The sequence below is a fragment of the Mesorhizobium loti genome, from assembly GCF_013170705.1.
GTDB classification, from domain to species: Bacteria; Pseudomonadota; Alphaproteobacteria; order Rhizobiales; family Rhizobiaceae; genus Mesorhizobium; species Mesorhizobium loti_D.
Genome location: NZ_CP033334.1, coordinates 2667073 through 2692895 on the forward strand (window position 1 = coordinate 2667073; position 25823 = coordinate 2692895).

The 25823-nt window shown below is 62.7% G+C and carries 19 protein-coding genes, 1 tRNA gene and 1 pseudogene; 15 read left to right on the forward strand and 6 right to left on the reverse strand.

What is annotated here, in order from left to right; translation table 11 throughout:
* The first annotated feature begins 91 nt into the window (after nucleotides 1-91).
* The 5 genes from EB815_RS13035 (at nucleotide 92) to EB815_RS13055 (ending at nucleotide 5479) form a co-directional block, all read left to right on the forward strand.
* Nucleotides 92-1045, forward strand: a complete 954-nt coding sequence (locus tag EB815_RS13035; protein WP_056566098.1) for a DMT family transporter — start codon at nucleotides 92-94, stop codon at nucleotides 1043-1045.
* 321 nt (nucleotides 1046-1366) lie between these two features.
* On the forward strand, nucleotides 1367-2464 hold the full coding sequence (locus EB815_RS13040) for a polyamine ABC transporter substrate-binding protein (RefSeq protein ID WP_056566100.1): 1098 nt from the start codon (nucleotides 1367-1369) through the stop codon (nucleotides 2462-2464).
* 82 nt (nucleotides 2465-2546) lie between these two features.
* Nucleotides 2547-3686: an ABC transporter ATP-binding protein gene (locus tag EB815_RS13045; protein ID WP_056566103.1), complete on the forward strand. Its 1140-nt coding sequence runs from the start codon at nucleotides 2547-2549 to the stop codon at nucleotides 3684-3686.
* Nucleotides 3687-3695: 9 nt separating this feature from the next.
* A complete protein-coding gene (locus tag EB815_RS13050) occupies nucleotides 3696-4664 on the forward strand; it encodes an ABC transporter permease subunit (RefSeq protein WP_056566106.1) in 969 nt (322 codons plus the stop codon).
* Nucleotides 4661-5479 (forward strand): ABC transporter permease, encoded by an 819-nt coding sequence (locus tag EB815_RS13055; RefSeq protein WP_056566109.1) that lies wholly within the window; start codon nucleotides 4661-4663, stop codon nucleotides 5477-5479. Before EB815_RS13050 ends, EB815_RS13055 begins: the two co-directional genes overlap by 4 nt.
* A 91-nt stretch (nucleotides 5480-5570) precedes the next feature.
* On the opposite strand, the gene EB815_RS13060 is transcribed toward EB815_RS13055, so the two are convergent.
* A complete protein-coding gene (locus tag EB815_RS13060; RefSeq protein ID WP_056566114.1) occupies nucleotides 5571-7424 on the reverse strand; it encodes an AsmA family protein in 1854 nt (617 codons plus the stop codon).
* Between the two features lie 198 nt (nucleotides 7425-7622).
* On the opposite strand from EB815_RS13060, the gene EB815_RS13065 reads away from it, so the two are divergent.
* Nucleotides 7623-9593 carry an acetoacetate--CoA ligase gene (locus EB815_RS13065; RefSeq protein ID WP_056566358.1) on the forward strand — a complete coding sequence of 657 codons (1971 nt, stop codon included), beginning with the start codon at nucleotides 7623-7625 and terminating at the stop codon, nucleotides 9591-9593.
* A gap of 244 nt (nucleotides 9594-9837) precedes the next feature.
* On the opposite strand, the gene EB815_RS13070 is transcribed toward EB815_RS13065, so the two are convergent.
* Entirely contained in the window at nucleotides 9838-13764 is a 3927-nt protein-coding gene (locus tag EB815_RS13070) for a PAS domain S-box protein (protein WP_056566116.1), read from the reverse strand.
* A 247-nt stretch (nucleotides 13765-14011) separates the two neighbouring features.
* Here EB815_RS13070 and EB815_RS13075 point away from each other — a divergent pair, with 247 nt between their 5' ends.
* The 6 genes and pseudogenes from EB815_RS13075 (at nucleotide 14012) to EB815_RS13095 (ending at nucleotide 17887) form a co-directional block, all read left to right on the forward strand.
* Nucleotides 14012-14470, forward strand: a complete 459-nt coding sequence (locus EB815_RS13075; RefSeq protein WP_056566362.1) for a phasin — start codon at nucleotides 14012-14014, stop codon at nucleotides 14468-14470.
* A 354-nt stretch (nucleotides 14471-14824) separates the two neighbouring features.
* A tRNA-His gene (locus EB815_RS13080) sits at nucleotides 14825-14901 on the forward strand.
* A gap of 60 nt (nucleotides 14902-14961) precedes the next feature.
* A pseudogene (locus EB815_RS34225) lies at nucleotides 14962-15051 on the forward strand (hypothetical protein); the annotation flags it as partial.
* 398 nt (nucleotides 15052-15449) lie between these two features.
* Nucleotides 15450-15890, forward strand: coding sequence for a hypothetical protein (locus tag EB815_RS13085; RefSeq protein WP_155772544.1), 441 nt, complete (start codon nucleotides 15450-15452; stop codon nucleotides 15888-15890).
* A gap of 136 nt (nucleotides 15891-16026) precedes the next feature.
* Nucleotides 16027-16866, forward strand: coding sequence for a pyrroline-5-carboxylate reductase (gene proC, locus EB815_RS13090; protein ID WP_274534543.1), 840 nt, complete (start codon nucleotides 16027-16029; stop codon nucleotides 16864-16866).
* 91 nt (nucleotides 16867-16957) lie between these two features.
* A complete protein-coding gene (locus EB815_RS13095) occupies nucleotides 16958-17887 on the forward strand; it encodes a DMT family transporter (protein ID WP_056566119.1) in 930 nt (309 codons plus the stop codon).
* 35 nt (nucleotides 17888-17922) lie between these two features.
* On the opposite strand, the gene EB815_RS13100 is transcribed toward EB815_RS13095, so the two are convergent.
* From EB815_RS13100 to EB815_RS13115, 4 genes are read right to left on the reverse strand one after another with little or no spacing between them, the layout of a single operon-like run.
* A complete protein-coding gene (locus EB815_RS13100) occupies nucleotides 17923-18450 on the reverse strand; it encodes a hypothetical protein (protein WP_056566121.1) in 528 nt (175 codons plus the stop codon).
* Between the two features lie 37 nt (nucleotides 18451-18487).
* On the reverse strand, nucleotides 18488-20533 hold the full coding sequence (locus EB815_RS13105) for an FAD-dependent oxidoreductase (RefSeq protein WP_196772397.1): 2046 nt from the start codon (nucleotides 20531-20533) through the stop codon (nucleotides 18488-18490).
* Nucleotides 20534-20567: 34 nt separating this feature from the next.
* Nucleotides 20568-21890, reverse strand: coding sequence for an NAD(P)/FAD-dependent oxidoreductase (locus EB815_RS13110; RefSeq protein ID WP_056566125.1), 1323 nt, complete (start codon nucleotides 21888-21890; stop codon nucleotides 20568-20570).
* A 42-nt stretch (nucleotides 21891-21932) separates the two neighbouring features.
* Nucleotides 21933-22721: an aspartate/glutamate racemase family protein gene (locus EB815_RS13115; RefSeq protein WP_056566128.1), complete on the reverse strand. Its 789-nt coding sequence runs from the start codon at nucleotides 22719-22721 to the stop codon at nucleotides 21933-21935.
* Between the two features lie 180 nt (nucleotides 22722-22901).
* On the opposite strand from EB815_RS13115, the gene EB815_RS13120 reads away from it, so the two are divergent.
* The 3 genes from EB815_RS13120 (at nucleotide 22902) to EB815_RS13130 (ending at nucleotide 25822) form a co-directional block, all read left to right on the forward strand.
* On the forward strand, nucleotides 22902-23582 hold the full coding sequence (locus tag EB815_RS13120; protein WP_056566131.1) for a GntR family transcriptional regulator: 681 nt from the start codon (nucleotides 22902-22904) through the stop codon (nucleotides 23580-23582).
* Between the two features lie 200 nt (nucleotides 23583-23782).
* Nucleotides 23783-24535, forward strand: coding sequence for an SDR family oxidoreductase (locus tag EB815_RS13125; RefSeq protein ID WP_056566134.1), 753 nt, complete (start codon nucleotides 23783-23785; stop codon nucleotides 24533-24535).
* A gap of 39 nt (nucleotides 24536-24574) precedes the next feature.
* Nucleotides 24575-25822 (forward strand): NAD(P)/FAD-dependent oxidoreductase, encoded by a 1248-nt coding sequence (locus EB815_RS13130; protein WP_056566137.1) that lies wholly within the window; start codon nucleotides 24575-24577, stop codon nucleotides 25820-25822.
* Nucleotide 25823 lies beyond the last annotated feature (1 nt).

Below are 25823 nucleotides of genomic sequence, written 5' to 3' on the forward strand. Positions count from 1 at the left end.
CGCGGGTCAAGTCTTTGCGTTACGCGAACAGGGCAGTTTTTTGTCGTCTCTTGCGCATCGTCCCGTCCACACAAGCTCGACAGTCGCGCCCATGACAGACGCAGCATCATCACCGGCCCTTGTCGCTTCGACCGCCTCGCCGCGCGAGGAACGCGTCGGCATGCTTCTGGTCTTCCTCTCGGCGCTGATGTGGAGTTTCGGCGGCACCATCGCCCGCTTCATCACCGTGGGTGACAGCTGGACGGTTGTCTTCTGGCGCTCGGTTTGGGCCGCCGCCTTCCTGCTCGCCTTCATGGCCTGGCGTGACGGCTGGCGCGGCATGCTGAGATCGTTTCGCGACATGGGCCTGCCCGGCCTTGCCGTCGGCTTCTGCTTCGCCATCGCATCGACTTCCTTCGTCGTGGCGCTCGCCTACACCACTGTCGCCAACATACTTTTGATGCAGGCCGGCGTGCCGCTTCTGGCGGCGCTGTTTGCCTGGGCGCTGTTTCGCGAACGGATTGGTGTCGTGACCTGGGTGGCGATTGCCGCCGTCATCGCAGGCGTCGCCATCATGGTGTCGGAATCGCTCAATGGCGCCGTCTCGCCCATGGGCGACGGGCTGGCGCTGCTGATCGCGTTCATGTTCTCGATCGCCACCGTCATCACAAGGCGGTTCGCCAGCGTCAGGATGACCCCGGCGACCTGTCTCGGCACGATCCTGGCCGCGGGCCTTGCCGCCTCGCAGGCGTCGACCTTCACGGTCTCGGCCGGCGACATGGGCTTTCTCTTCGCGTTCGGCGTGGTCAATCTCGGCATCGGCCTTGCCTTCTTCGCCACCGGCGCGAGGCTGATCCCGGCTGCCATCGCGGCACTGCTTGGCACTTTTGAGCCGATCCTTGGGCCGATATGGGTCTGGCTCATCCATTCCGAAGTGCCGTCCGGACGCACCATCATCGGCGGCGCGGTGGTGGTCACGGCGCTGCTTGTCCATATCGGTCTCGAGTTCAAACGCCAGGCACGGCCGCGGCGGGCAGGCGTCACTGGGGTGCCGTCGCCGAATTGATGCGGGGGCCGATGCTTTGCCATTGACAACCTCGCTGCCGCCCGGGCAGGCTGGGAACACGGCAACAACAAGACAGGCGTATCTTGCCAAGTCTCCCCGGCGGCCCGATCGAGACCGGACCATATTTCTGTATTTCTGTCCGCGCGGCGGCGAAAGCTTCTGACGGCACTGCGATTCCCCCCAGTCCGGGTCAATCGCGCGGCCGCGACCGGCGCGCCAATCGCCGCTTGTTGTCCCCTGGAAAGCTCAATAGTCTGAAACAAAAGTCCGGTCGCGCGTCGCGACGAGCCGGCGACGGAACACTCACCAAAGGAGAATAGCATGATCCGCAAAGCGCTCTGGCTTTCGGCGACCTCGGTATTTCTGACATTGTTCACGCCCGCCGGGCATGCCGAGGATCGCGTCGTCAACGTCTTCAACTGGTCGGATTATATCGACAGTTCGATCATAGACGACTTCACCAAGAAGACCGGCATCAAGGTCGTCTACGACACGTTCGATTCCAACGAGATCCTGGAAACCAAACTGCTCGCCGGCGGCAGCGGCTACGACGTCGTCGTGCCGAGCGGCAACTTCCTCGCCCGCCAGATTCAGGCCGGTGTGTTCCAGAAGCTCGACAAGTCGAAACTGCCGAACCTCTCCAACATGTGGGACACGGTTTCCGAGCGAACCGCCAAATATGATCCCGGCAACGAATACTCGGTCAACTACATGTGGGGCACGGTCGGCATCGGCTACAACACGAAGAAAGTGCAGGCGGCACTGGGCACCGACAAGATCGACAGCTGGGACGTGTTCTTCAATCCGGATAGTCTTGCCAAGTTGAAAGACTGCGGCGTCTACGTGCTGGACTCGCCGGCCGACATCATACCGGCGGCGTTGAAATATCTAGGCCTCGACCCGAACAGCACTTCGCCGGACGATATAGCCAAGGCCGAGGAAGCTTTGCTCAAGGTCCGTCCCTACATCAGGAAGTTCCATTCGTCCGAGTACATCAACGCGCTCGCCAATGGCGACATCTGCCTCGCGGTCGGCTGGTCGGGTGACGTGTTCCAGGCCCGCAACCGCGCGGTCGAGGCCAAGCAAGGCGTTGAAATCGGCTATTCCGTGCCGAAGGAAGGCGCACAGATGTGGTTCGACCAGATGGCGATCCCCGCCGATGCGCCGCATGTCGCCGAGGCACTCGAATTCATCAACTACATGATGACGCCCGAAGTGATCGCCAAATCGTCGAACTACGTGCTCTATGCCAACGGCAACAAGGCATCGCAGCAATTTGTCGACAAGGCGCTGCTGGAGGATCCGGCTGTCTATCCGGACGCCGCGACCTTGCAGAAGCTCTACACGGTCTCCCCTTACGATCCCAAGACACAGCGTATCATCACGCGCAGCTGGACCAAGATCGTCACCGGCCAATAAGCATCTGAAGCGACCCCGGCAGACAACTGCCGGGGTCGCGTATTTTTGGGGCACGAAGCAAGAAACAGCACGGAGTGGGGACATGAAATCGCTTGGCAGCATCCGCAGGGATTTCGCGCCATGGAACGACCCGAACGCCAAGCCATACATCCAGTTCGACAAAGTGACCAAGAAGTTCGGTGACTTCACCGCCGTCAACAATCTGTCGCTGACGATCTTCGAGCGAGAATTCTTCGCCCTTCTCGGTGCCTCCGGTTGCGGAAAGTCGACCCTCCTCAGGATGCTCGCAGGCTTCGAGGAACCGACGGCCGGCCGCATCCTGCTCGACGGCCAGGACCTGCGTGGCATTCCGCCCTATCGCCGGCCGGTCAACATGATGTTCCAGTCCTATGCCCTGTTCCCGCATATGACGGTGGAAAACAACATCGCCTTCGGCCTCAAGCAGGAAGGCATGCCCAAGCCCGACATCGAAAAACGCGTCGCCGAGATGCTGAAACTGGTCAAGCTCGAGCAGTTCGCCAAGCGCAAGCCGCACCAGCTTTCCGGTGGCCAGCGCCAGCGTGTCGCGCTTGCCCGCTCGGTCGCCAAGCGGCCGAAGGTGCTGCTGCTCGATGAGCCACTGGGGGCTCTCGACAAGAAGCTGCGCGAGGAGACCCAGTTCGAACTGATGGATTTGCAGCAGGAACTTGGGCTGACCTTCGTCGTGGTCACCCACGACCAGGAAGAAGCGATGACCATGGCCGATCGCATCGCCATCATGGACAAGGGTGAGGTCATGCAGGTGGCGACGCCGGCGGAAGTCTATGAAGCCCCGGCCTCGCGCTTCGTCGCGCATTTCGTCGGCAACGTGAACATGTTCGAGGGCAAGGTCGCCGAGCGCTTGGCCAACACCACCCGCATCACCGGCGCGACAGGTGCCCAGATCGTCGTTGAAAACAGCGCCGATACCGCAGCCGGTTCCGACATCGTTTTCGCCATCAGGCCGGAGAAGATCAAGGTGTCGTCGAAGAAGCCGGCGGACGCTGTCAATGCGCTGGAAGGCGAGGTCTACGACGTCGCCTATCTCGGCGACATGACCGTCTACCACATCAGGCTGGATGACGGGCAGATCATCAGGGCAAGCGCGCTCAATGCGGCGCGGGTGACCGACGATCCGCTGACTTGGAACGACCGCGCCTGGGTGTCCTTCCGGCCCGACGCCGGCGTCGTGCTGGCGCGGTAGGGGGCTGACATGTCCAACATCGCCGTCACCGATGCCGCCGGACCATCGACTGTCGCCACGCCGTTCCTGACGCGGCTGGGTGCCGGCTTCGTCAACCGGCTCGTCATAATCGTCCCTTACCTCTGGCTGCTGTTCTTCTTCCTCATCCCGTTCATCATCGTCTTCAAGATTTCCATGTCGCAGACGGCGATCGCTATGCCGCCCTACACGCCGGTGCTCGATTTCAGCGATGGCGTCTCCGGCTTCTTCGCCGGGTTCCGAGACCTCAATTTCGACAACTATGTCTGGCTGACGCAGGACGCGCTTTATTTCAAGGCCTATGTGACGAGCGTCATCATTGCCGCGATCTCGACCGTGCTGACGCTGATCGTCGGCTACCCGATCGCCTATGGCATGTCACGTGCACCGGCCACCATCCGCCCGACCCTGCTGATGCTGGTCATCCTGCCGTTCTGGACCTCGTTCCTGATCCGCGTCTATGCCTGGATCGGCATTCTCAAGCCCGAGGGGCTGCTCAACCAGCTATTGCTTGCCACCGGCATCGTCAGTCAGCCGCTGATCATCCTCAACACCTACACGGCGATCTTCATCGGCATCGTCTATTCCTATCTGCCGTTCATGGTGCTGCCGCTCTATTCGTCGCTGGAGAAGATGGACTATTCGCTGATCGAGGCGGCCAAGGATCTCGGCTGCCCGCCAACATCGGCTTTCTGGAAGATCACCTTCCCGCTGTCGCTGCCCGGCGTCATTGCCGGCTGCCTGCTGGTGTTCATCCCGGCCGTCGGCGAGTTCGTCATCCCCGATCTGCTCGGCGGATCGCAGACGCTGATGATCGGCAAGACGCTCTGGAACGAGTTCTTCGCCAATCGTGACTGGCCGGTGTCGTCTGCCGTGGCCGTCATCCTGCTGTTGTTGCTGACCGTGCCGATCATGCTTTTCCAACAGGCACAGGCGCGTGCCCAGGAGCAGGGCAAATGAACGCCACCTGGAGCCGCTTCAACGTCACCTCGATCGTGCTTGGCTTCGCCTTCCTGTACCTGCCGATCGTGCTGCTCATCGTCTTCTCCTTCAACGAATCCAAGCTCGTCACCGTATGGGGCGGCTTCTCGACCAAATGGTACGTGTCGCTGTTCCACAATCAGGGCCTGATGGACGCCACCTGGGTCACGGCGCGTGTCGGCGTCATTTCGGCGACGGTGGCGACCGTGCTCGGCACGCTGGCCGCGCTCACCCTGACGCGCTACACCCGCTTCCGGGGCAGGGTGCTGTTTTCCGGCATGGTCTTCGCGCCGCTGGTCATGCCGGAAGTCATCACCGGCCTGTCGCTGCTGCTGCTCTTCGTTGCCGTCGGCCTCGACCGCGGCTTCTTCACGGTAACGCTCGCCCACATCACGCTCACAATGTGCTTCGTGGCCGTCGTGGTGCAATCGCGGCTGGTCTCCTTCGATCGTTCGCTGGAGGAGGCGGCGATGGATCTCGGCGCGACGCCGGCGAAGACTTTCTTCCAGATCACGCTGCCGGTCATCCTGCCGGCGATCGTGTCGGGCTGGATGCTGGCTTTCACGCTGTCGCTCGACGATCTTGTGATCGCCAGCTTCACCTCGGGGCCGGGCGCCACGACGCTGCCGATGAAGATCTACAGCCAGGTCCGCCTCGGCGTGACACCGGAGATCAATGCCGCCTGCACCATCCTGATCGCCGTCGTCGCGGTCGGTGTCATCGTCGCCTCGATCGCCAACAAGCGGCGGGAGGTACAGCGTCAGATCGACGAACAGGCGGCGCAGCGCGGGTGAGCAGCTCGAAAGTGTGCCCTCGGGCTTGGCCCCGAGGGTGACAACCGGTTCTCGCACGAGGCGACGTTCAACTGAAGGGTGCGTGCTTCTGCTATTCGCCCGAAACGCCGCGGCTTATCGGGGAAATGAACGGCGTGCTCCAGGTTCCGCCGACGAAGAAGGACGACTGGTTGGGCCCCTGCTGGCCGTTCTTCTGCGCCGCCGCCTGGTCAGGTTGGATGACGCCGCCCGACAGTGCCAGCCCACGCCCCGCATAGGAGGCGATGCCGGAAAGCCAGATCTTGTATTTCGCCGAATTGGCCTCGGCCTTGTCCAGCCTCGCCACGCCGCGCGAAATGGTCGCCTTCACTTCGGCGCCGTCGATCGGCAGTGTTCCGTCCGAAACATCGTCGAGCGCGAAGAAGCCGCCCTGTTCGGTATGCTTGAGAAAGGCCGCCAGGTTGAACTTGCTGAGCGCGCCGGGGCCGAAGGTCGCCGAGACCGAGCCATCGGCGTTTTCAAAGATCGAATCCCAGGTCCTGCCCGGTCCCTTGAGGATGACCGAAACGGTGCCCGTGCCAACCGGCACCAGCCGGGTCATTCCGGCGGCCGTACCGAACGCCCCGCCGTCGACATCGGAAGCAAGCAGCCGGATCTCGACCTGTGTTCCCTCGGGCTTGCGGTCGAAACGAAGGCTGGTCTGGATGTTGCCGCCAAAGGCCGACGCGTCGGAGATATCGAAGACGGAAAGACCGTCCTTGACCTGGGCGGTGGCGGCGACGTCGGCAAGCTGGATACTGCCAGCCGTGGCATGCGCCGCCGACAGCCTGAGATCGAGATTGACCCGATCGGCGAAGCTTGTGTCGACGTCACCCGGTCCAGCCCCGCTTGCCGGCCCCAGCGGCGTGAAGGCGGACAGGAACGATCTGAGGTCGAGCGTATCGAAGGCGAGCGTGCCAGATATCACCGGCTGGGCGTCGCCAAGCGACAGGTCCAGCGCGCCCATACCCGGATTGTTGTCCAGCGTGAGCGCGGTGTTCTCGAATTTGACGCGACCGGCCGACGCCGTGACCTTGCTGGAAATGCTGACGGAACCGATCGCCGCGCTCGGCGCGATACCGGCCTGCGACCATTCCAGCACGCGGCGCAGCGAAGGTGCCGCGAACTTCACCTGGCCGTCGAAATAGGCGTTCTGGGACATGTTGGCGGTGCCGTCGAAGGAGAAGGTGGCGGGCGCTGCCTTGAAGGACAGGGTGAGCGGCGCCATGCCCCCGGCAAACAGCACCAGCGGCTTCGGCGAGGCCGCGTCCAGGGCGACGCTTTCGCCACGCCAGATACCGGTTGCCGACAATGTCGCATTGCTGTTCATCGCCGCCCAGGTCGCCTGGCCGCTAAGGCTGCTGAGGATTTCCACGTCCTTGCCGTTCACGGAAGCAACCATGCGGCCGTCCCTGAACTCGACCGTGCCGAAGGCGTCGGTCGGCAGCTTGTCGAGGTCGGGCTTGGCGGGATCGGCACTGACCACGCCGCGCGCCGTGTCGATGGAGCGCGCGATGCGCCCGCCCGTCGGCGCGGTGGGCAGGAACAGGCCATCGGTCGTGCGCTGCACGCGGATCGTCGGACGCACCAGTCGCGCCGTGGAAAACGCCACGTCGCCCTGCAATGCAGCCATGGCCGAGAGGTCGATTTCCACCCGTTCGGCCTCGACGACCGGCGGTGCATCGGTATCCGTCCACTTGGACAGCGTCACATCGGTCAGGATTGCCCGGAATTTCGGCCAGACCTCGATACGCGGCGAGCCTTCGATGGCGACCCGGAAGCCGCTCCAGGCGCTCATTTCCCAGGCAATGCGGTCGCGCACGATGCGCGTCGAGGCGATCAGCGGCAGCGCGGCGACCACCAGAGCAATGACGATCACGGCAGCGCCGATCGCCCATACTCCGCGGCGGATCAAGGATGATGGCATCTCGCCCTATATGCTTCCGTTCCGATTAATCGCCCGACGGGTGTGCCCCAGTCGTCACTACGACTTAGGACTGAGGCATTTCAAGTCTTTATGGCCCGGCGATGGCATTTGCGCACACCTGGTCGCCTCGGCCCAACAAAATCTTGCTCTGCTGCGCTGCGATATGCATAAGCGATGACGACCGTGGGAGGATCGATCATGGCTGCAGAAGTACCGCTCTGGACCCCGACGCAAGACCGGATCGAAGCTTCGCCACTGACGGCTTTCCTGAAGGCCGCGGAGGCGAAAGCCGGCGCCACGTTCTCCTCCTATACCGACCTTCACCGCTGGTCGATCGAGGATCGCGAGACGTTCTGGAGCCTGATGTGGGACTTTTCCGGCCTTGTCGGCGACAAATGGACCAACGGGAGCGAGCGCGTGCTGGCCGATGGCGACAAGATGCCCGGCGCTGCCTTCTTCCCCGACGCGACGCTGAATTTCGCCGAGAACCTGCTGAAGAAGACCGGTGCCGGCGAGGCGATTGTCTTTCGCGGCGAGGACAAGGTCGAGCGGCGGCTGTCCTGGAATGAGCTGCATGGCCTGGTCTCGCGTCTGCAGCAGCTTTTCCTGTCGCTCAAGGTGAAGAAAGGCGACCGCATCGCCGCGATGATGCCCAACATGCCGGAAACCGTCGCGGCGATGCTGGCGGCGGCCTCGATCGGCGCGGTGTGGTCATCCTGCTCACCCGATTTCGGCGAGCAGGGCGTGCTCGACCGCTTCGGCCAGATCGAGCCCGTCATCTTCATCGCGCCCGACGGCTATTGGTACAATGGCAAGGCGATCGAGGTCGCCGACAAGGTCGCGGCGGTCGCGGCCAAGCTCAGCAGTGTCCGCAAGGTTCTGCTCGTCGATTATCTCGGCACCTCGGTCGATGTGGCCGCGGTCATCGACAAGGCCATGGCGATGGAGGAGGCGCTGGCGCCCTTCGCCGTCAAGCCCGTCACCTTCGAGCGGCTGGCGTTTTCGCATCCGCTCTACATCCTGTTTTCATCCGGAACCACGGGCATTCCCAAATGCATCGTCCATTCGGCCGGCGGGACGCTGATCCAGCATGTCAAGGAGCATCGGCTGCATGCCGGGCTCGTCGACGGCGATCGCTTCTTCTATTTCACCACCTGCGGTTGGATGATGTGGAACTGGCTGGTGTCGGGCCTCGCGTCCGGTGCGACGCTGCTGCTCTATGACGGTTCTCCCTTCTATCCCAACGGCAATGTCCTGTTCGACTTCGCCGACGTCGAGAAGATGACCTTCTTCGGCACCTCGGCGAAGTTTATCGATTCCGTGCGCAAGGCCGGTCTCAAGCCGATCGGCAGTCACGATCTGTCGACCGTGCGGGCGATATCCTCCACCGGTTCGCCACTGTCGCCCGAGGATTTCCGCTTCGTCTACGAAGGCATCAAGAAGGACGTGCATCTGGCTTCGGTTTCCGGCGGCACCGACATCGTCTCGTGTTTCGTGCTCGGCGTGCCGACCGAGCCGGTCTGGACCGGCGAAATCCAGGGTCCTGGCCTTGGCCTTGCCGTCGATGTCTGGGATGACGACGGCAAGCCGATCCGGCAGGAGAAGGGCGAACTGGTCTGCACCAAGGCCTTTCCGTCCATGCCGATCGGTTTCTGGAACGACCCCGACGGCAAGAAATACCAGGCGGCCTATTTCGAGCGTTTCGACAATGTGTGGTGCCATGGCGATTTCGCCGAATGGACTGAGCACGGCGGCATGATCATCCACGGCCGCTCGGACGCCACGCTCAACCCGGGCGGCGTGCGGATCGGCACGGCGGAGATCTACAACCAGGTCGAACAGATGCCGGAAATCCTGGAAGCGCTGTGCATCGGACAGGATTTCGACAATGATGTGCGCGTCGTGCTGTTCGTGCGGCTGGCCGTGGGCGTCCAGTTGGACGAGGATCTGGAAAAACGCATTCGTGCCAAGATCCGCGGCGGCGCGAGCCCCCGCCATGTCCCGGCCAGGATCGTCGCCGTGCCGGACATTCCCCGCACCAAGTCTGGCAAGATAACCGAACTCGCCGTGCGCGACGTGGTGCATGGGCGCGCCATCAAGAACAAGGAAGCGCTTGCCAACCCGGAGGCGCTGGAGCTGTTCCGCAACCTGCCGCAGCTTGCCGAATGACCGGCCCGTCATGGTTAACGGATCATGTCTCGGGAATTTACCTAGATTTCACGAGTGGTACACATTCGTAAATTTTTTGGCGACCCGGTAAGGACTTGTTAAGGCCCGACCCCGATAGTCGCATGTAACTTGAGGGAGAAATCCCGTTCCTCAGCCCCCGGAGGATCTGATTCGCTCAAGCCCCCGTTGTGACAGCAATCCCATCTCTTAAGGCGTCCTTTGGGCGCCTTTTCTTTTGGAGCCGCTATTCCGCGAGCACCCTGGTCGAGGGAAAAGCGACCTCGACGAGCGTGCCTTCGCCGGGTGTCGAATTGATGGTGAAGCGAGCACGGTTTGCTTCCACCATCGCCTTGGTCAGCGGCAGGCCGAGCCCGGTGCCGTCGCCGCGCCCGCGCTTCAGCGCATTGATCTGCTTGAACGGCTTGAGCGCCTGTTCGATCTCGGCCTGGCTCATGCCGATACCGGTGTCGCGCACCCGCATGACGACATCGCCCGAGGTCTCGTACGCGGTCGAGACGATCACCTGGCCGCCGGCCTGGGTGTAGCGGATGGCGTTCGACAGGATGTTGAGCGCGATCTGGCGCACGGAACGCAGATCCGCCACCACTTCCGGCAGCCGCGAGGCGAAGCTTGAGCGGATGATGACGCGTTCGCGGTTGGCCTGCGGCTGCATCATCGCCACGGTCTCGGCCAGCGTGTCGTTGAGCGACACCGCCTCATAGGCCATTTCCTGCTGGCCGGCTTCGATCTTAGAGATGTCGAGCAAGTCGTTGACCAGGTCGAGCACATGGTTGCCCGAGCGGTTGATGTCACGCAGATAGTCGCGGTAGCGGTCATTGGCGACCGGCCCGAACTTCTCGTCGACCATCAATTCGGAAAAGCCGATAATGGCATTGAGCGGCGTGCGGATCTCGTGGCTGATGCGAGCCAGGAAATCGGTCTTCTGCGAGGATGCCCGTTCGGCCACCGCGCGTGCTTGCGTCAAATCCTCTTCCGCTCGCTTCCACTGCGTGATGTCTCGCACCACGGCACAGAAGCCGCTGTCGTTGGGCAGCCGGCCGATGGTCATGAACAGCGGGATGAAGCGCCCCTGTGCTTCGCGCCCGATCACCTCGCGACCGTCATTCATCACGCTTGCCACACCGGGCTCGGACAGGCCGGTGAGATAGTCGCGAGCCGCGCGCTGGCTCTCGATGGCAAACAGCGAGGCGAATGGCTTGCCGGTCACCTCGTCGCTGTCGAAGCCGAACAGCGCTTCGGCCGGGCGGCTGATCGAACGGATGGTGCCGTCGCTGCCGATCAGCACGACGCCGTCGGTGGCGGTGTCGATGATGGTGCGCATCTCGGCGATGCGTGCCTTGAGTTCGGAAATGTCGGGCTGCGTCGGCTCCTCGCCCACCACGTGCAGGGCCACAGGCGCGTCATCCTCGCCGGAACGGCGCACGACCAGCATCAGGGCCTTGCCGTCTCGCCAGGGCACGGAGCGCAGGATGGCGTCGATCGGGAATTCCTGGCCGTCGCGCGTCTTCAGCCGCAGCGTCCGGTCGCTCCCGTCGGAGGCGCCGTCATCCCCATAGGGGTCGGCAAACAGCGCGCCCAGGCCGCCGGCATCAGCGAGGTCCTCGAGTGCTGCGTAACCGGTCAGGTTCAGGAACTCCTCGTTCGCATAGTGCAACTGGTCGCCCGAATGAATGAGCAGCGGCACCGGCAGCTTGCCGAGCAGCAAGGTGTCCGGAGCCTTGCTTTCGTCGCCGACGGAAAAAGCCGATGGCACGAACCCTTCGGTCTTGAGCGGCGGCACCCGCAAGCGAGGACGTTCAGCCGCGCTCTCGACGGTGTCGGCTGCACTGGCGGCTTCACCGGTGAGTGCGGCGGCCTGCTCATCAGCGGCCGCGGCTTCCTCGCCGTCGGCCCAGTCCTCATTGTCCTCGGCATCGCGAAAATCAGCCGATGTCATGCTGTCGTCATCCTCGACGGCAGCATGCGTGGTGTCTTTGGTATCAGGTCCTTCGGCCGCGACCGGCTCGGTCCCCTGCGGTTCCGCCACCGCGGGTTCTGAAACCGGGGGCTCGTCATTGTTCGCGACAGGACCGGATTCATCGTTCCGGTCGGCGTAGTCGAGCAACGAGCCGCTCACACCTGGCAAGGTGCTGACGGGCTCCTCATCATTCACTTCGTCCGGGTGACCGCCATCAAGCCGTGCGAGATCGGCCTCGTCCTCGGCATCGGTCTCGGATGGCTCGGCCAGCGCCGCATCCTCCTGATCCGGCACGGCATCATGTGTCGCCGCGATCTCGCCGGCGGGTTCGATCGAAGCCTCTGTCTTCGCGGCCGGGGCCTCCGCCGTGGGCTCAGCCGGCGTCTTGATCGCCGGTTCCGTCGGGCTTTCGATGCCGGGCTTTTCGGTTTCCGGCGGCTCGGCCGGCGCGCTCTCCTTCTTCAGCCGCTCGCCGATCTCACGGAAGGCGCTGCGCTCCAGCGTCGACAGTCCCTTGTCATTGGCCGGTTGCCGGTGTTCGGCCAGCCGGATGACCTTGTCGGCAAAGCGCCGCTCCTGTTTTGGCACGATGGTCAGCGCCGGCACCTCGCCCTTGAACGGGTCCGCCGCGTTCGGCTCCTCGGTCTTTGGCTCTTCAGTGGGAGCTTCGACGGTTTCCGGTACGGACGAAGCTGAGGCCTGGCCATTGGGTACGAGGGCCATGCCGATCGCTTCCGGATCGACGACTGCGTCGCTGGCGCGGGCAACGCCGAAGCCGCGAAAACCTTCGAAGGCGCGGCTGCGGCCATAGACAGGCAAAGCCGCGAGGTCGACGGGGATCTTGAGGTCGGTGCCGACCACGGGCCACAGCACGGAGCGGCCTGACCAGGTGTCGCGTCGCTCCAGCAGGCCGGCTATCTCGCCGGACGCGTCAAGGCCGAAGGTCGCCGCGACATCCCTGAAACGCCGGCCGATTACGTCGGCGGCCGGCTTGCCGACGATGTCGGCGAATTCCGGCGACAGCGCGCTGAACCTGCCCTCGGCGTCGGTGCGCCAGACAAAGCGCAGCGGTGCCGCCGAGCGATCTATGGTGCGAGTTGGGGCTGTGGCCGATGCGGTCGGGGAGGCGGCCTCGTCCCTTTTCGCGCTGTCCGCCGAAGCCTCGGTGCCGATTGCTTCGGCCACGGCCTTCGGCTCCGGCGCGGCTGGCGCGTCGTCCTCACCGGCATTGAAGTACCAATGATCATGCTGTGCAGTCGTGCGGTCCGCCACCGGCTGATCATTGTCGGCGGCAGCTGGCGCTGGCCCGGTTGGAGGGAGGGCTGGCGGCTGCTCGGGCGCGGCATTGCCCGTCAGTCCCTCGATCGCCTTTGTCTTTGAAACATCCGCCGGCGGCTGATTGTCCTGGTGAGACTCGGTTTCCGCGGAAAAGCTCTTGGCCGCTGTTGTCGCGCCGCCAATCCGGTTGGCGCGGCTTTCCGTCGCTTCGGACCGTCCGTCCGCCGGAGCTTCTGCGGCAGGCATGTTGTCCTCGAGCTGATCCTCGTCGATCACCACAAGGAGATGCCGCTCAGGCGTCAGCCGCGCGAGGCCGGCCGGGTAGGAGGTGCTGCCGCCCGGAACGAGGCGCTTGACGATACGCTCGCCTTCGGCGGTCACGTCCGCCACCAGGGCGGCCAGCGTCGCGGGCTGGATGCCGAGCCTCGAAAACCCGTCCGATGCCGCCTCGACATTGCCCCCCGCGTCGATGAAGGCGATGAAATGGCCGTCTTCGGTGAAGCCGCCGATCGCCCGGCTGGCGATCTCGGCGGCACTACGCGAGCCTGTCTGCGCGGCCGGTACCGCCAGCATGATCGCCTTCTCGCCATCGGGCAGCGTCACGGCACTTGCAAGGAAGCTGACAGCGCGGCTGGTCATTCCCGTCGCCAGCCGCACCATGATGGCGCGGTCGCTGCCGATCTCGGGAAAGCCGCTGGTGGCCATGATCTGGCGGCGGGCGATCAGCGGCAGCCGCGCCGAGGCGCCGATGATCGCTTCAATGTCGGGGTAGCCGAACACGGCTGCGCCCGGCCCGTTGGCCCAGATCACCTGCTCCAGGTCCCCCGACAGGATCGCGATCGCGTCGCCGGCGGCAAAGCGCTGGCGGACCGCGTCGAGCACGGCGACGTCGAGGAAGGAATATTCGGACGGCATGCGCTTGGCGAACCCTCACGGAGCGGCGAAAATTGCAGTTAACGCTTTGTTAATAAAAGCCGCAGCCACGAAGGTCCACAAGCCAGAACGTGCAAAGGCTGGAATTTGGGCTCTTGGTTAACGGCCCAAAAGATTTTTTGTGCACTGCAACAAAGATATTGCAATGCACAAAATTTGCCTTTATATTGCCACCATACATGAACGAGACGGCTTTCTGTCAAAGCCGCTGCCGCTGAAAGGATGGAAAATGTCCAGGACCAAGACTGCCGAGACCATCGAAAACGTTGAATTCCCGAGCTTCGACGCTTCCAAGGCCACCGACCAGATCCGCGCTTTCGCCGAAAAGGGCGTTGAGCAGTCGAAAGAGGCCTATGCCAAGCTCAAGACCGGCGCCGAGGAGACCCAGAAGGCTCTGGAGTCGACCTACGAGACCGCCAAGACCGTTTCCAGCGACCTGTCGCTCAAGACCATCGCGGCACTGCGCGCCAATGCCGAAGCCGGTTTCTCGCATCTCGAAGCCCTTATCGGCGCCAAGTCGCTGTCGGAAGTCATCGAACTGCAGACCGCCTTCCTGCGCAAGCGCGTCGAGTTGTCGGTCGAGCAGGCCAAGGAGTTGCAGGCTGTCGCTTCCAAGGCGGCCGAAGACGTCTCCAAGCCGATCAAGACCGCCTTCGAGAAGGCGATCAAGGACATTAAGGCTGCCTAATATTTGCGCAGGATCAGGAGATGCAACAAAAGGTCGCATTTTCTTCAAACTGATCAGGCGTATGATGCCAGCCATCAAGGAATACCCGGCGAGTGGAACCTCCTCCCTCTGCTCCCGGGGTGACCAGCCAGCTCCTCCTCCCGCTGGCTCGTAACAGGAAAAGGCCGGCACCTCCTCCCGCCGGCCTTTTTCTTTGCCCGGGGGATACTGCTCGACGCGGCGAGATGTGGGGAAGTGGTCTTTGCTTCGCAAAAGCCTTGAATTAAAATCCATAAGCCCGTAAGGACGCATCGCCGAACGACAGAGTGGGTCAAGTGGAACGCGTTTCCGACGAGATCACGCCCAGGCAAATGTGCCGTTGTAGCTCAGCTGGTTAGAGCGCCGGATTGTGGATCCGGAGGTCGCTGGTTCGATCCCAGCCAACGGTACCACCGGCTTCTTCCGCAAGTTATTGGTTCTGCTGCATAAATTAGCGCTATCTGATTTCGCGCTTGCGCCATGCTGATCGCTTTCTGCAACAGAGGGGCGACCGCTTCCACTACTACCGACGAGTCCCAAAGGAGCTACGAGAGCTCGATGGTTGCGGTGCTTTCGTACGCCGCGCCTTGGACACCACTGACCGTTTGAAGGCGCGTACGTCACGCGATCTCCACGAAGCCGCCGACAACGCTATGGTCGTCTCTTATGTTGGGCGAAACCCAAAAGCTGCGCACATTCGTTACCAGCGCGCTATCAAGCGTGCAGAGGCGCTAGGGTTCGTCTGTCGGCCGCTCACCGACATCCTCGTTGCCGAGCCGCTGGATACCATCCTACAGCGGGCCGAGGCCACGATCGGAGAGCCTGCCAGCTCTCCCGTGGTTGACGCTGTTACTGGCATTGTGTCCCGTCCTGACGACAAGATTTCGGAAGCGCTGAAGCTCTATTTCGACGAGATCGTCCGCGACGGACTCCGCACCAAAAGTTCTGATCAGAAGAAACGATGGAAGGCAAAGCGCCAAATGAGCGTCGATGTCTTCATCACCTTTTCGGCGACAAGCCGATGGGAGAGATCACACGCGACGACGCGCGTGCGGTGCATAAATATTGGTTGGACAGAATTGCACCCGAGAAGGGGAGGCCAGACCGTTCGGCGTCGACTGGAAACCGAAATATGGGGAACTTGCGAACCCTTTATGGCGACTACTATCGTCATCTCGGTTCACCCGAACAGAAGAATCCGTTCGCCGATCTCTCATGCGGCGACAAGTCGAAACGCAGTCGTCCATCGTTCCCGACTGACTGGATTCGAATGCGGCATCGAAGCTTTCCGAAAATGGAAGGCGAGGTGACCTCGGTGAATTTCGCAGCGCCTAGCTTGGCGCCGATTTCGTACATCGCGGCCTTGACCACGTCGATCTCGCTTGAACCGACGAGCCTGTAAATGTTGGAGGCAACCACCTCACGATACAGTGCCTGTTGATCGAGCGGTGAGAATGTGGTCGGCCCGAATTGCCGAGTTGATTTTATAACAAATTCGTCATAACATTTTCTTCGCTCACTCAGGAAGGGTCTGGCTAGTGACCGAAATTGTCAGGCAAGCAGATAAACCGATCGACGTGCTGATCGTCGGCTGCGGCAACATGGGCTACGCTCTTCTGGCTGGGTGGCTTCCAGGGGAAAGGATGGTCAAGGCCCATATAGTCGAGCCGGTGGTGGCGCTTCGGGAGCGCGCCGAGGCTATCGGCGCGACGGCCTCCGTCGATATCAGCGGAATACCGCCCGGGTTTGATCCGGCAGCCATCGTCTTCGCCGTCAAGCCGCAACATCTGTGCGATCTGCTGCCGGCCTATCTCCGTTTTGCGCAAGACGGCGCCTTCTTCCTCTCGGTAGCCGCAGGCATCGAGATCGCCGCAATGGCTGACGTTGTCGGGACAGACGTGCCGATCGTGCGCTGCATGCCGAATATGGCGGCCGCGGTGGGAGCCGGCATGCTCGTTTGCTGCGCCAACGTCATGACGAGCAAGCAGCAAAGGCATCTGGCGGAGCGGCTCTTGTCTCCAGCCGGCAAGGTCGTCTTCATTGACGACGAGGCGTTGATGCACACCGTGACGGCGGTGTCGGGCTCCGGGCCAGCCTATGTCTTCCACTTCCTCGAATGCTTGGAACGGGCGGGTACAGCGGGCGGACTTCCGGACGCTCTGGCACGGGATCTCGTTCTGCAGACGATTTATGGCGCAGGGCTGCTCGCTCGGAAAAGCAGCGACGACCCCGCCGTACTGCGCCGGCAGGTCACCAGCCCAAATGGGACGACCGCCGCTGCTCTCGCCGTGCTGATGGGTGAGGGCGGGCTCGATACACTGCTGGCGCGGACGGTGGAAGCAGCACGCGTCCGCTCGGTCGAACTCGGCGCGCATTGAGTTCGTCGCCGGCGCCCGCGTCTGCGAGGTTCGCTTCCCAGCTGCTGTCCTAGGGTGTGAAGCGCGTAACCCAGAGGATCGTAAAATCGGCATGGCGGCATTCTTCCACAGACTGATCAGTCCGGCGAACGCCAACGCGATCTGGATCGGTATCGCACTGATGCTGCTCGGTAATTTCTTCTTCGCCCTGAACGATGCGCTCGGCAAGATCCTCGTTGCCAGTTTCAGCGTCGGCCAGGTGCTGGCATCAAGGGCGATCGGCTCCTTCGTCATTCTCGGGCCAATGCTCTACCAACAGGGTGATCCAATCTTCTGGAAGGTCGACCGGCCAGTGCTGCATGTGTTGCGGGTCGCGCTGGCAACCATCGATTCCGGCCTCTTCTACGCCGCGGTCGTGCACCTTCCGCTGGCCGACGTCCTCACTTTCTACATGGCCGGCCCGATCTATGTCGCGGCGATGTCGCACGTCTTTCTCGGCGAGCGGCTAGGATGGCGGCGCTGGCTCGCCATCCTAGCCGGCTTTGGCGGGGTCGTCATCGCACTTGACCCTTCGTCGGCCTCGCTTACGCCCGACGCGATCTATCCGATCGCCGGCAGCATTTCCTATTCGGTTGCGCTGATGCTCAACAAGGTGCTGTCGAGGACCAGCGACACGACGCTCGGCGTTTTCCAGATGACCGGAGCGCTGATCGGCGGCATGGCCTTCGCGGTCTTCGACTGGATCACGCCGTCACCGGCTCAGGCGGCCTCAATGCTGCTGCTCGGCATCGTCGGTTGCCTGGCACATCTGATGATCACCCGTGCAATCAAGCTGGCGCCGGTGTCCATGCTAGCTCCGCTCCAATACACGCTGCTGTTGTGGGGCATCGTGCTGGGCGTCCTGGTCTTCGGCGATGTGCCGGGCAGTCGGATTCTGGCCGGGGCCTGCATCATCGTCTTTGCCGGCTTGTTCATATTCCACCGGAAGGTCGTCAGGCAGGAGCCGCTCGACGCCGACACCGTGCCCAGGGACGTGCCCTGACGCGCGGCAACGGCAAGGGAACCGCCACTGCCTGTTCAGGCATTCGCCAAGTTGCGGAAATAGAGCACTTCGATCTCGCGCAGGACCGACTTCGGCTCGGCTTCGTAACTTTCCGAGAACGTGCCGGAGGCGCTTTCCACGGTGATCGCCCAACGTCCGCGGTGCGGATTGAGAACGCAGTCGGGGAAGTTCATGTGGTGGTGCCAGGCAATGCCCTGGCTGTTGATCTCGACAACGCGGGCAAGCAGCGCCGATGTCCTTGCCAGTTCGCCGTTCTCGCCAAGCGTCGCCTGCACGTCCAGAATATCGTCGCCATGCAGCATCTTGACGAAGACCTTATCGACCTCGGGAAAGCCGTCCGAGGGGGCGATATAGACCACGCCGTCGGCATCGTCCTCTACGACTATGGCATAGAGGCCGTCGTAGGGGTTGAAATCGCACCCCGGTGACAGGACATGGGAATGCCAGCGCCGACCCGCCGCTTGAATCTGCTTCACCAGATCAAGACAGTTTTCGAGGGGAACGACCCGGTAGTCGACGTTTCCGTGGGTGATCGTGCTCATCGAATCGGTTTCCTTCCGGACGGCCTCTGGAACGGGTTCACAGGGGATGGCTGATGCGGGCGGCGTCCAGCATGGCGGCGTGCAGGTCGCGGCAGGCCCAGGCATCGCCGACCTTGTATAGGGAGAATTGCCCGTCGGGGTTGGTAAGGATGGTCTGCGGGCGGGCATCGGCAAGCGCGCGCAGGTCCACCTCGCCCAGATTGCGCGAAAGCGGCTTCAGGGTGGTGTAGACATCGTCATTGGGCAAGGTACCGTTGTCGCCGATCACGTGGTCCAGCTCCAGTTCGCGTGTCTTGTCGCTGTAGGTGTTCTGGGTGACGGCGATGACTTTGTTGCCCTGCCTGCGCAAGGAGAGAAGCCGGGTGTCGGTCTCGATACGGACGTCGCGCTTGTAGAGTTCGGACATATGGGCACCGAGGTTAGTGCCGCCGATCTCGCGGCCGAATTCGCGGTCGGGGGTGATGATGCGGACGCGTGCGCCCTGCGCGGCGGCGAACTCCGCGCAGGAGGCTGCCGAAGCGGTTCCGTTTTCGTCGACCAGCAGCACATCGCCGCCAACGGCCTTCTGGCCGGATAGGACGTCCCACACCGAGGCGGCGAGTTCCGATCCGACAAAGCGGCCGACATTGGGCAGGCCGCCCGTAGCGATGATCACGGCGTCTGGTTTTTCGCCGAGCACCTCGTCGGCCTCCGCATAGGTGTTGAGCCTGACATCGACCTTCAGGACATCCATCTGCCGTGCCAGCCATGTCGTGACGCCGGCGAGGTCGCGGCGCCAGGTCGCGCGGGCGGCCAGCAGAAGCTGTCCGCCGAGTTCGCCAGCGGCCTCCATGAGCACGACCTCGTGGCCACGCCGCGCATTGACGCGCGCCGCCTCCATGCCGGCGGGGCCCCCGCCGACGACCATCACCTTCTTGCGGGTTTCGGCGGGGCGAACGATCTGCGGGATCGTGGCCTCGCGCGAGGTCGCGACATTGTGCGCACACAGCGCGTCGATGCCGCGGATGGCGCGGTCCACGCAGTAGCCGACGCCGACACAAGGACGGATGTTTTCTTCATCACCCGCCTTCAGTTTGTTGATGTGGTAGGGGTCGGCTATGAGCGCCCGCGTCATGCCGACCATATCCACCGAGCCGCTCTTCAGCGCATGCTCCGCGGTCGCCGCATCGGTCATGCGCGCGGCGTGGAAAATCTTGACCTTGTCCTTCACCTCGTCGCGAATGGCCTTGGCCAGGGGCAGGTAGGCGGCGGAGGGCACCCACATGGTCGGCCAGATCCTGGCTTCCGACTGATAGTCCACCGCCTGGGCCGCCACGACGCTGATGAAGTCGATCAGGCCGCTGCCCGCGTAGGTCTTGGCGATCTCGATGCAGTCATCTTGCGAGAGGCCGCCCTTCAACATCTCGTCTCCCGGCATCCTGATGCCGATGACGTAGTCGTCGCCGAGTCTGCGGCGCACCGCCTCGAGAATCTCCAGTCCAAAGCGCATACGGTTGGCCAACGTGCCGCCGTATCCGTCGGTCCGGTTGTTCATGGCTGGCGACCAAAACTGCTCGATCAGCGTACCGGCCTGACAGGATATCTCGACACCGTCGACGTCCCCATCACGAACGCGCGCGGCGGCCGCTGCGTAGTTGTCGATGGTCCTGCGGATGTCGTGGTCTTCCATGGTCGCGGGAAAGGTGCCGTGGATGATCTCGCGCAGTGGCGAGGCCGAGAAGGTTGGCAACCAGTTGGTCAGGTCCCAGCGCTCGCGCCGCCCACCATGCGTCAACTGCACGGTGCACAGGGCGCCATGTTCATGGATGGCCGCCGCCATCTTCCTGAACTGAGGGATGACCTTGTCGACGGAGCCGTTGATCTGGCCATAGTAGAATGAGTTTTCGGCCGAGACCGCCGTGGCTCCGCCAAACTGGGTCAGTCCGACCCCGCCCTTGGCCTTCTCGGCCTGATAGGCGATGTAACGGTCGGTGATGTCGCCGGCCAGCACGTAGCCCGGTTCATGGCTGGTGGAGAGAAATCGGTTGCGGATTGTCAGGTTGCGAATCCGCAACGGCTGGAAAAGAACATCGTAGTTTGCCATCACACGCTCCGGATCGAGAATATGAAGGACCAGTTCAGCTCAGTCCGAGCCGGTCCTTCGCCTGATAGTAAGGGAAGACCAGCCGCGCGGCGCGCGCCTTGATCCGCCAGAAGGGAACATCCCGGCGCGTTTCGGCTACCTCGACCGGGACGTCGTCGAGCGCCAGCTTGCCGGCCGCGAATTCACCCACGACCCGGCCCAGATTCTGCGCCAGGTTTACACCTCGCGTCGAGAAGCCGACGACGGAGAACACCTCGCGGCCGAGGCGCTGCATGCGCGGCAGGTAGCTGTCGGTGACCGCGCAATATCCTTCCCAATAGTCGTCGAATTCGACATCGGCGGCCGTGAGTTGGGGAAAGAGCAGCCGCATTCTCTTTCGGGCGTGGGCAATGCCGTAGGCGCGCTTGTTGCCGAAGGCAAAGACAGCGCCACCCGAGATCAGCCTCCCGTCGTCGTCGAGGCGGCCGAAGCCGCCCGATTTGCGCAGGTCCGTGAAGCAAAGGCCGCTGTGCAATATCTCCTTGCGCAGTTTCTGGCTAAGCGGCTTGGTCGCGGCGTGATAGAGATAGACCGGCACCACCGAACGCTGCACCTCGGGCAGGAAGTCACCCGTATAGGCGTTGGTCGCGACGATCACGCGGCGCGCGCGCACGCGGTTTGGCCCGCAGCGCACCACAGCGCCCTGGGGCGTATCGTCGATGCCATCGACCGGGCTGCGTTCGAAAATCCTGACGCCCTGCTGGCTTGCGGCGCGGCCCAGGCCTATCGCCAGCCCGTAGGGGTTGACCGTGCCGCCGCTCGGATTCGACCAGCCGCCCAGATAGCCGGAGGCTCCCACGAGGTCCGCGACGTCGGCCGCCGAAAGCCAGGAGATATCCGCGCCCCATGCCTTCCATTCGTCGAAGACCCGGCGGACCTTTCCAAGCGACGCCTCGGAATGGGCCGGCTGCACCCAGCCGTTCTGAACCGCCGAGCAGTTGATCTGGTAGGCCTCGATCTGGCGGAAAACGGCATCGGCGCCGTCAAGGACAAGGGCGGAAAGGCGCTCGCCTTTCTTTCGGCCGATCATCGCCTGGACCGCCGATGGCGTTATGGCGCCGGGGAATTGGGGGACATTGTACCCGCCATTGCGGCCCGATGCGCCGTTGCCGACGATGCCGGCCTCGACCAGCGCGACGCTCAGCCCCGCCTTCGCGGCATGGATGGCGATGTTGAGGCCGCAATATCCCGCGCCGACAACGACCAGGTCGGCTTCCTCGGTGCCGGAAAGAGCGGGATAGCGATGCACGTGCTCCTTCAGGGTGCGTTTCCACACCACGCCTTGCAGTTCGCTGTCGATCGGACTTGCCAGGGACATTGCACGCACGCTCACGTTTCGAATTGCGCGATCTGGATAAGATTATGCGAGTGCCAGGCTTTGACGGGCCCGGTCGAGCGCATCCCTGGCGGGAGGCTTGAGCTGGAGGCGCCTACTCTTGACCAGGCCGGTCTGCAGCGCGATGTCGGTCATCGTCTCAAGATACTTCAGCGCCACGGTGCTGGAATCGACGACAGGGACGCCGGTCCCAGGAATTTCCGTGTAGCCGGCGGCGCGCAGCAGCGGGCCATAATAGGCGCAGCCGATGAGGATGACGTCGGCGCCGTCACGAATGCATTCCTGCGCCACCTGCTCGACGCGCGGGATGAATTCCTTGTAGGGGTCGTTGACCGCTCCCGCCAGCAGATCGCCGTCGGATTCGGGGGCTATGCTGCGCACCGGCCGGGTGATCGCACGATCGCTGAGGCCATAGGCCAGCAGGTCATTCTCGATCGACACGGAGGTCTTCTGGGAGACGGTCACCACCGCGAAGCGCCTGCCCAGGGAAAGTGCGGCGAGCATGGACTGCTCGCTGACGGAGGCAACGGGGACATCGAGCACTTCGCGCGCTTCCCACAGAGGGTCGTTCCAGCAGCCCAGGAAGACGCCGTCGAAACCGTCCTGTTCGGCCTGCATGGCCGCCTCGACGATGTGGACAGAGTTGATGTGCTCGGCATAGAGGGAGCGGACGAAATTGCCGCTCCTGGGCAGAAAGCGGAACTCCAGTTCCGTCTCCTTGTTAAGCACGGGCCGGACCACCTCGTCGAGCTTCGCCCATAGCGGTTCGAGGGCGTCATTACGGGTGGTTGGATGAATCCAGCAAATTCTCACGTCACGGCTCCGCTGCTCCCGGGTTGCCGCTAAGTGTAATATGTTATAAAACTTTTGCAACTCCGCCGACGAATCCGGGAACAAATTTCTGGACAAGTGGCGGAAAGAAGCGAATTTTCTTTATCAATAGGTCGGGCGCGATATATGTCATGACCGGGAATGACGCCAAGGGACGGTCCAATGGTCGAAGCGCTTGCCAATTTTTCTCCCTTTCCACGTACCGAGACGCTCGGCGTTCGGGTCCGCGAGCAATTGCGGCACGCCATAATGGCGGGTCTCTTCCAGCCAGGCGAAAAGCTGACGATGCGGGCAGTTGCCGCCTCGCTTGGCGTGAGCCTGACACCGGCCCGCGAAGCGCTGTTCAATCTGGCGGCCGAGGGCGTGCTCGAACTGGGCGACAACGGCTCGATTTATATCCCGCAGTTGGATACGGAGAAGATCCGCGAGCTGACCAAGGTGCGCATATCGCTGGAGAGTCTGGCGGCGCGCGAGGCGATGCCCAACCTGACCTCGAAAGACATCATCGCCATCGGTGCGCTGAATGACCAACTTATTGAAGCAAATCAACAAAAGAACTACCAGCTGCTGACGGAGCTGAACTGGAGCTTCCATTTCAGCATCTATGAAGCGGCCCGTATGCCGTTCCTGGTCAAGATGATCGAAAGCTGCTGGCTGAGGACCGGCTCCTACCTCAAGATCATCTATCCGGACTTCGCCAAGACGGACAATGGCGTGCTCAATCACATCGCCATCATCCGTGCCATCAGGGAAGCGGATCCCGAAGCCGTGGCGAAGGCGATCGCTCACGACATTGAATTTTCTTCCCAGGCGTTTTTTGAGGCTGTGAGCGAAGGGCGGTAGCTCCGACGCGCTGCGTTTTTCATCATTCCCGTCGCCGCCAACGCCTCCCCTTGCGGTGCTGGGGACGGCCTCGGCTAGGCGTGCTCGTCCACGGTGCCGTCAGGGACGCTCCTGCCGCGGAAAATTTGCACTTGACGTTTATGTGATATAACAAATAACATTGCTTTCACACCAAAGGCATGTAAGGAAGGGATCGCGGAATGCTCGAGAAGGGGATGCGGGCGCTCGTTACGGGCGGCAGCGGCGGTATTGGCGCGGCTCTGGTGAAGATGTTGGGCAGCCATGGCGTCGAAACGGTCGCTTTGTCGAACAACCAGGAGAAACTAGACGCCCTCAAGGGCATAGATAATGTCAAAACCGTCTTCATGGATGTCACCGACGCGGCCGCGCTCAAGGAGGCCTTCTCGGGACAGCATATCGACATCCTGGTCAACGCCGCCGGTGTTCTCGGGGTCACCGGAACTCTCTATTCAGTGCCGACCAGTTCGGCCCAGCGCATCATCGATGTGAACGTCATCGGCGTGCACAACGCATTGTCGGCTGTGGTGCCGGGAATGGTCGAGCGCAATCGTGGGCATATCGTCAACATCGGCTCGCTGGCCGGGCCCTATCCGTCGGCGGGGCAGCCCATGTACAGCGCTTCCAAGGCGGCCATCCACAATATGAGCGCCAACCTCAGGATGGAGCTCTTTGGTACCGATGTGCGCGTAACAGAGGTTCGTCCGGGACGCGTGCGCACTGGGATGCACGCCGAGATGTTCGACGGCGATCACGCCAAGTCCGACGCGATGCTGTATGACCCTTACGAGTGCCTATGGCCTCAGGACATCGCGGACGCCATCCAATATGTGCTGTCGACCCCGCCGCATGTATGCGTCGCCCAGATCGAGGTGGTTCCGACCCACCAGGTTGTTGGCGGCACCAAGATGTTCCAGCGCTTACCCGCGGCCTGACGCCGCCCGCTTCACCGATGGACGCCAGGGACCATGCCAATGTCTGCACCAGGTGACACGCATATTGCCGTCGTGGGCGCTGGAATCGTCGGGATCTCCTCGGCGCTCTATCTTCAGAAGGCAGGGTTTAGGGTCACTCTGCTCGATCGCAACGAGCCTGGCACCGGCGCGTCCTTCGGCAATGCGGGCGCAATCGCCCCGCATGCCTTCGTCCCGGTCAACAGTCCATCCATACCGCGACGCCTGTTGAAGCTTATGTTCTCCGGCGGCAGTCCGCTCAGCATCAACTGGGCCTATGCGCCGCGGATGATGCCTTGGCTGATATCCTTTCTGCGCCACTGCTCGCATGACGAAGTGACCAGGATTTCGCACGCCCTGCATTCGCTGTTGTCGCGCAATCTCGAATTCGCCTTGCCGCTTTTCAGGGAAAGCGGCGCGGACAGCCTCATCCGGGGCGGTGGCTACCTGCATCTCTATGAAAACGAGGCCGACTGCCGCGATCTTTCCACTGAAATCCAGATGTACAGGGACCTTGCCGGCGACATGGAGGAGATCGATGCCGCCGAGGTCGGCCGGCTCGAACCGAACCTGGCGCCCGTCTTCGTCAAGGGGCTCTATTTCAAGTCTGCCCTGCACTATCTCAGCCCGGTCGACGTCTGCGCAACGCTGGCCAGGCATTTCTGTGCCGAGGGCGGCACTTTCCTGCGTGAGGACATTGCGTCGATCGACAAGAATACGGCCGGCAAGCTGGTTCTGAAGGGCGTACGGGCGCATGTCGTCGACCAGGCGGTGCTTTCCGCCGGTGCGCACTCCAGGCGGCTGTTTGGCACAACGATTGCGCCTGTTCCGCTCGAGACGGAGCGTGGCTACCACGTCGTCTTCGGCGGCCATGGCGGTATCATCAGCCGCACCTGTTCCAGCGCCACGGCCGGCTTTGCCATGACGCCGATGAATGAGGGGCTCCGCTGCGCAGGCATGGTCGAACTGGCTGGACTGGACAAAGGTCCCAATCCGGCTTGCCACGCCTATCTGGAACGCACGGCCCGGCGTTTCCTGCCCGACCTGCGAGAAAGTCCGTCGTCGACCTGGATGGGTTTCAGGCCCTCAATGCCGGATGCGCTGCCGGTGATTGGTCGATCGCCGCGAACCCCGGAGATAATCCTCGCTTTCGGCCATCAGCACGTAGGCATGTCCAGCGGCTGCGTGACCGGCCGCATAGTCGCGGCGCTGGCCGCCGACGAAACGCCACCCGTGGACCTCACTCCATTCCGGCCCGAGCGTTTCTGAG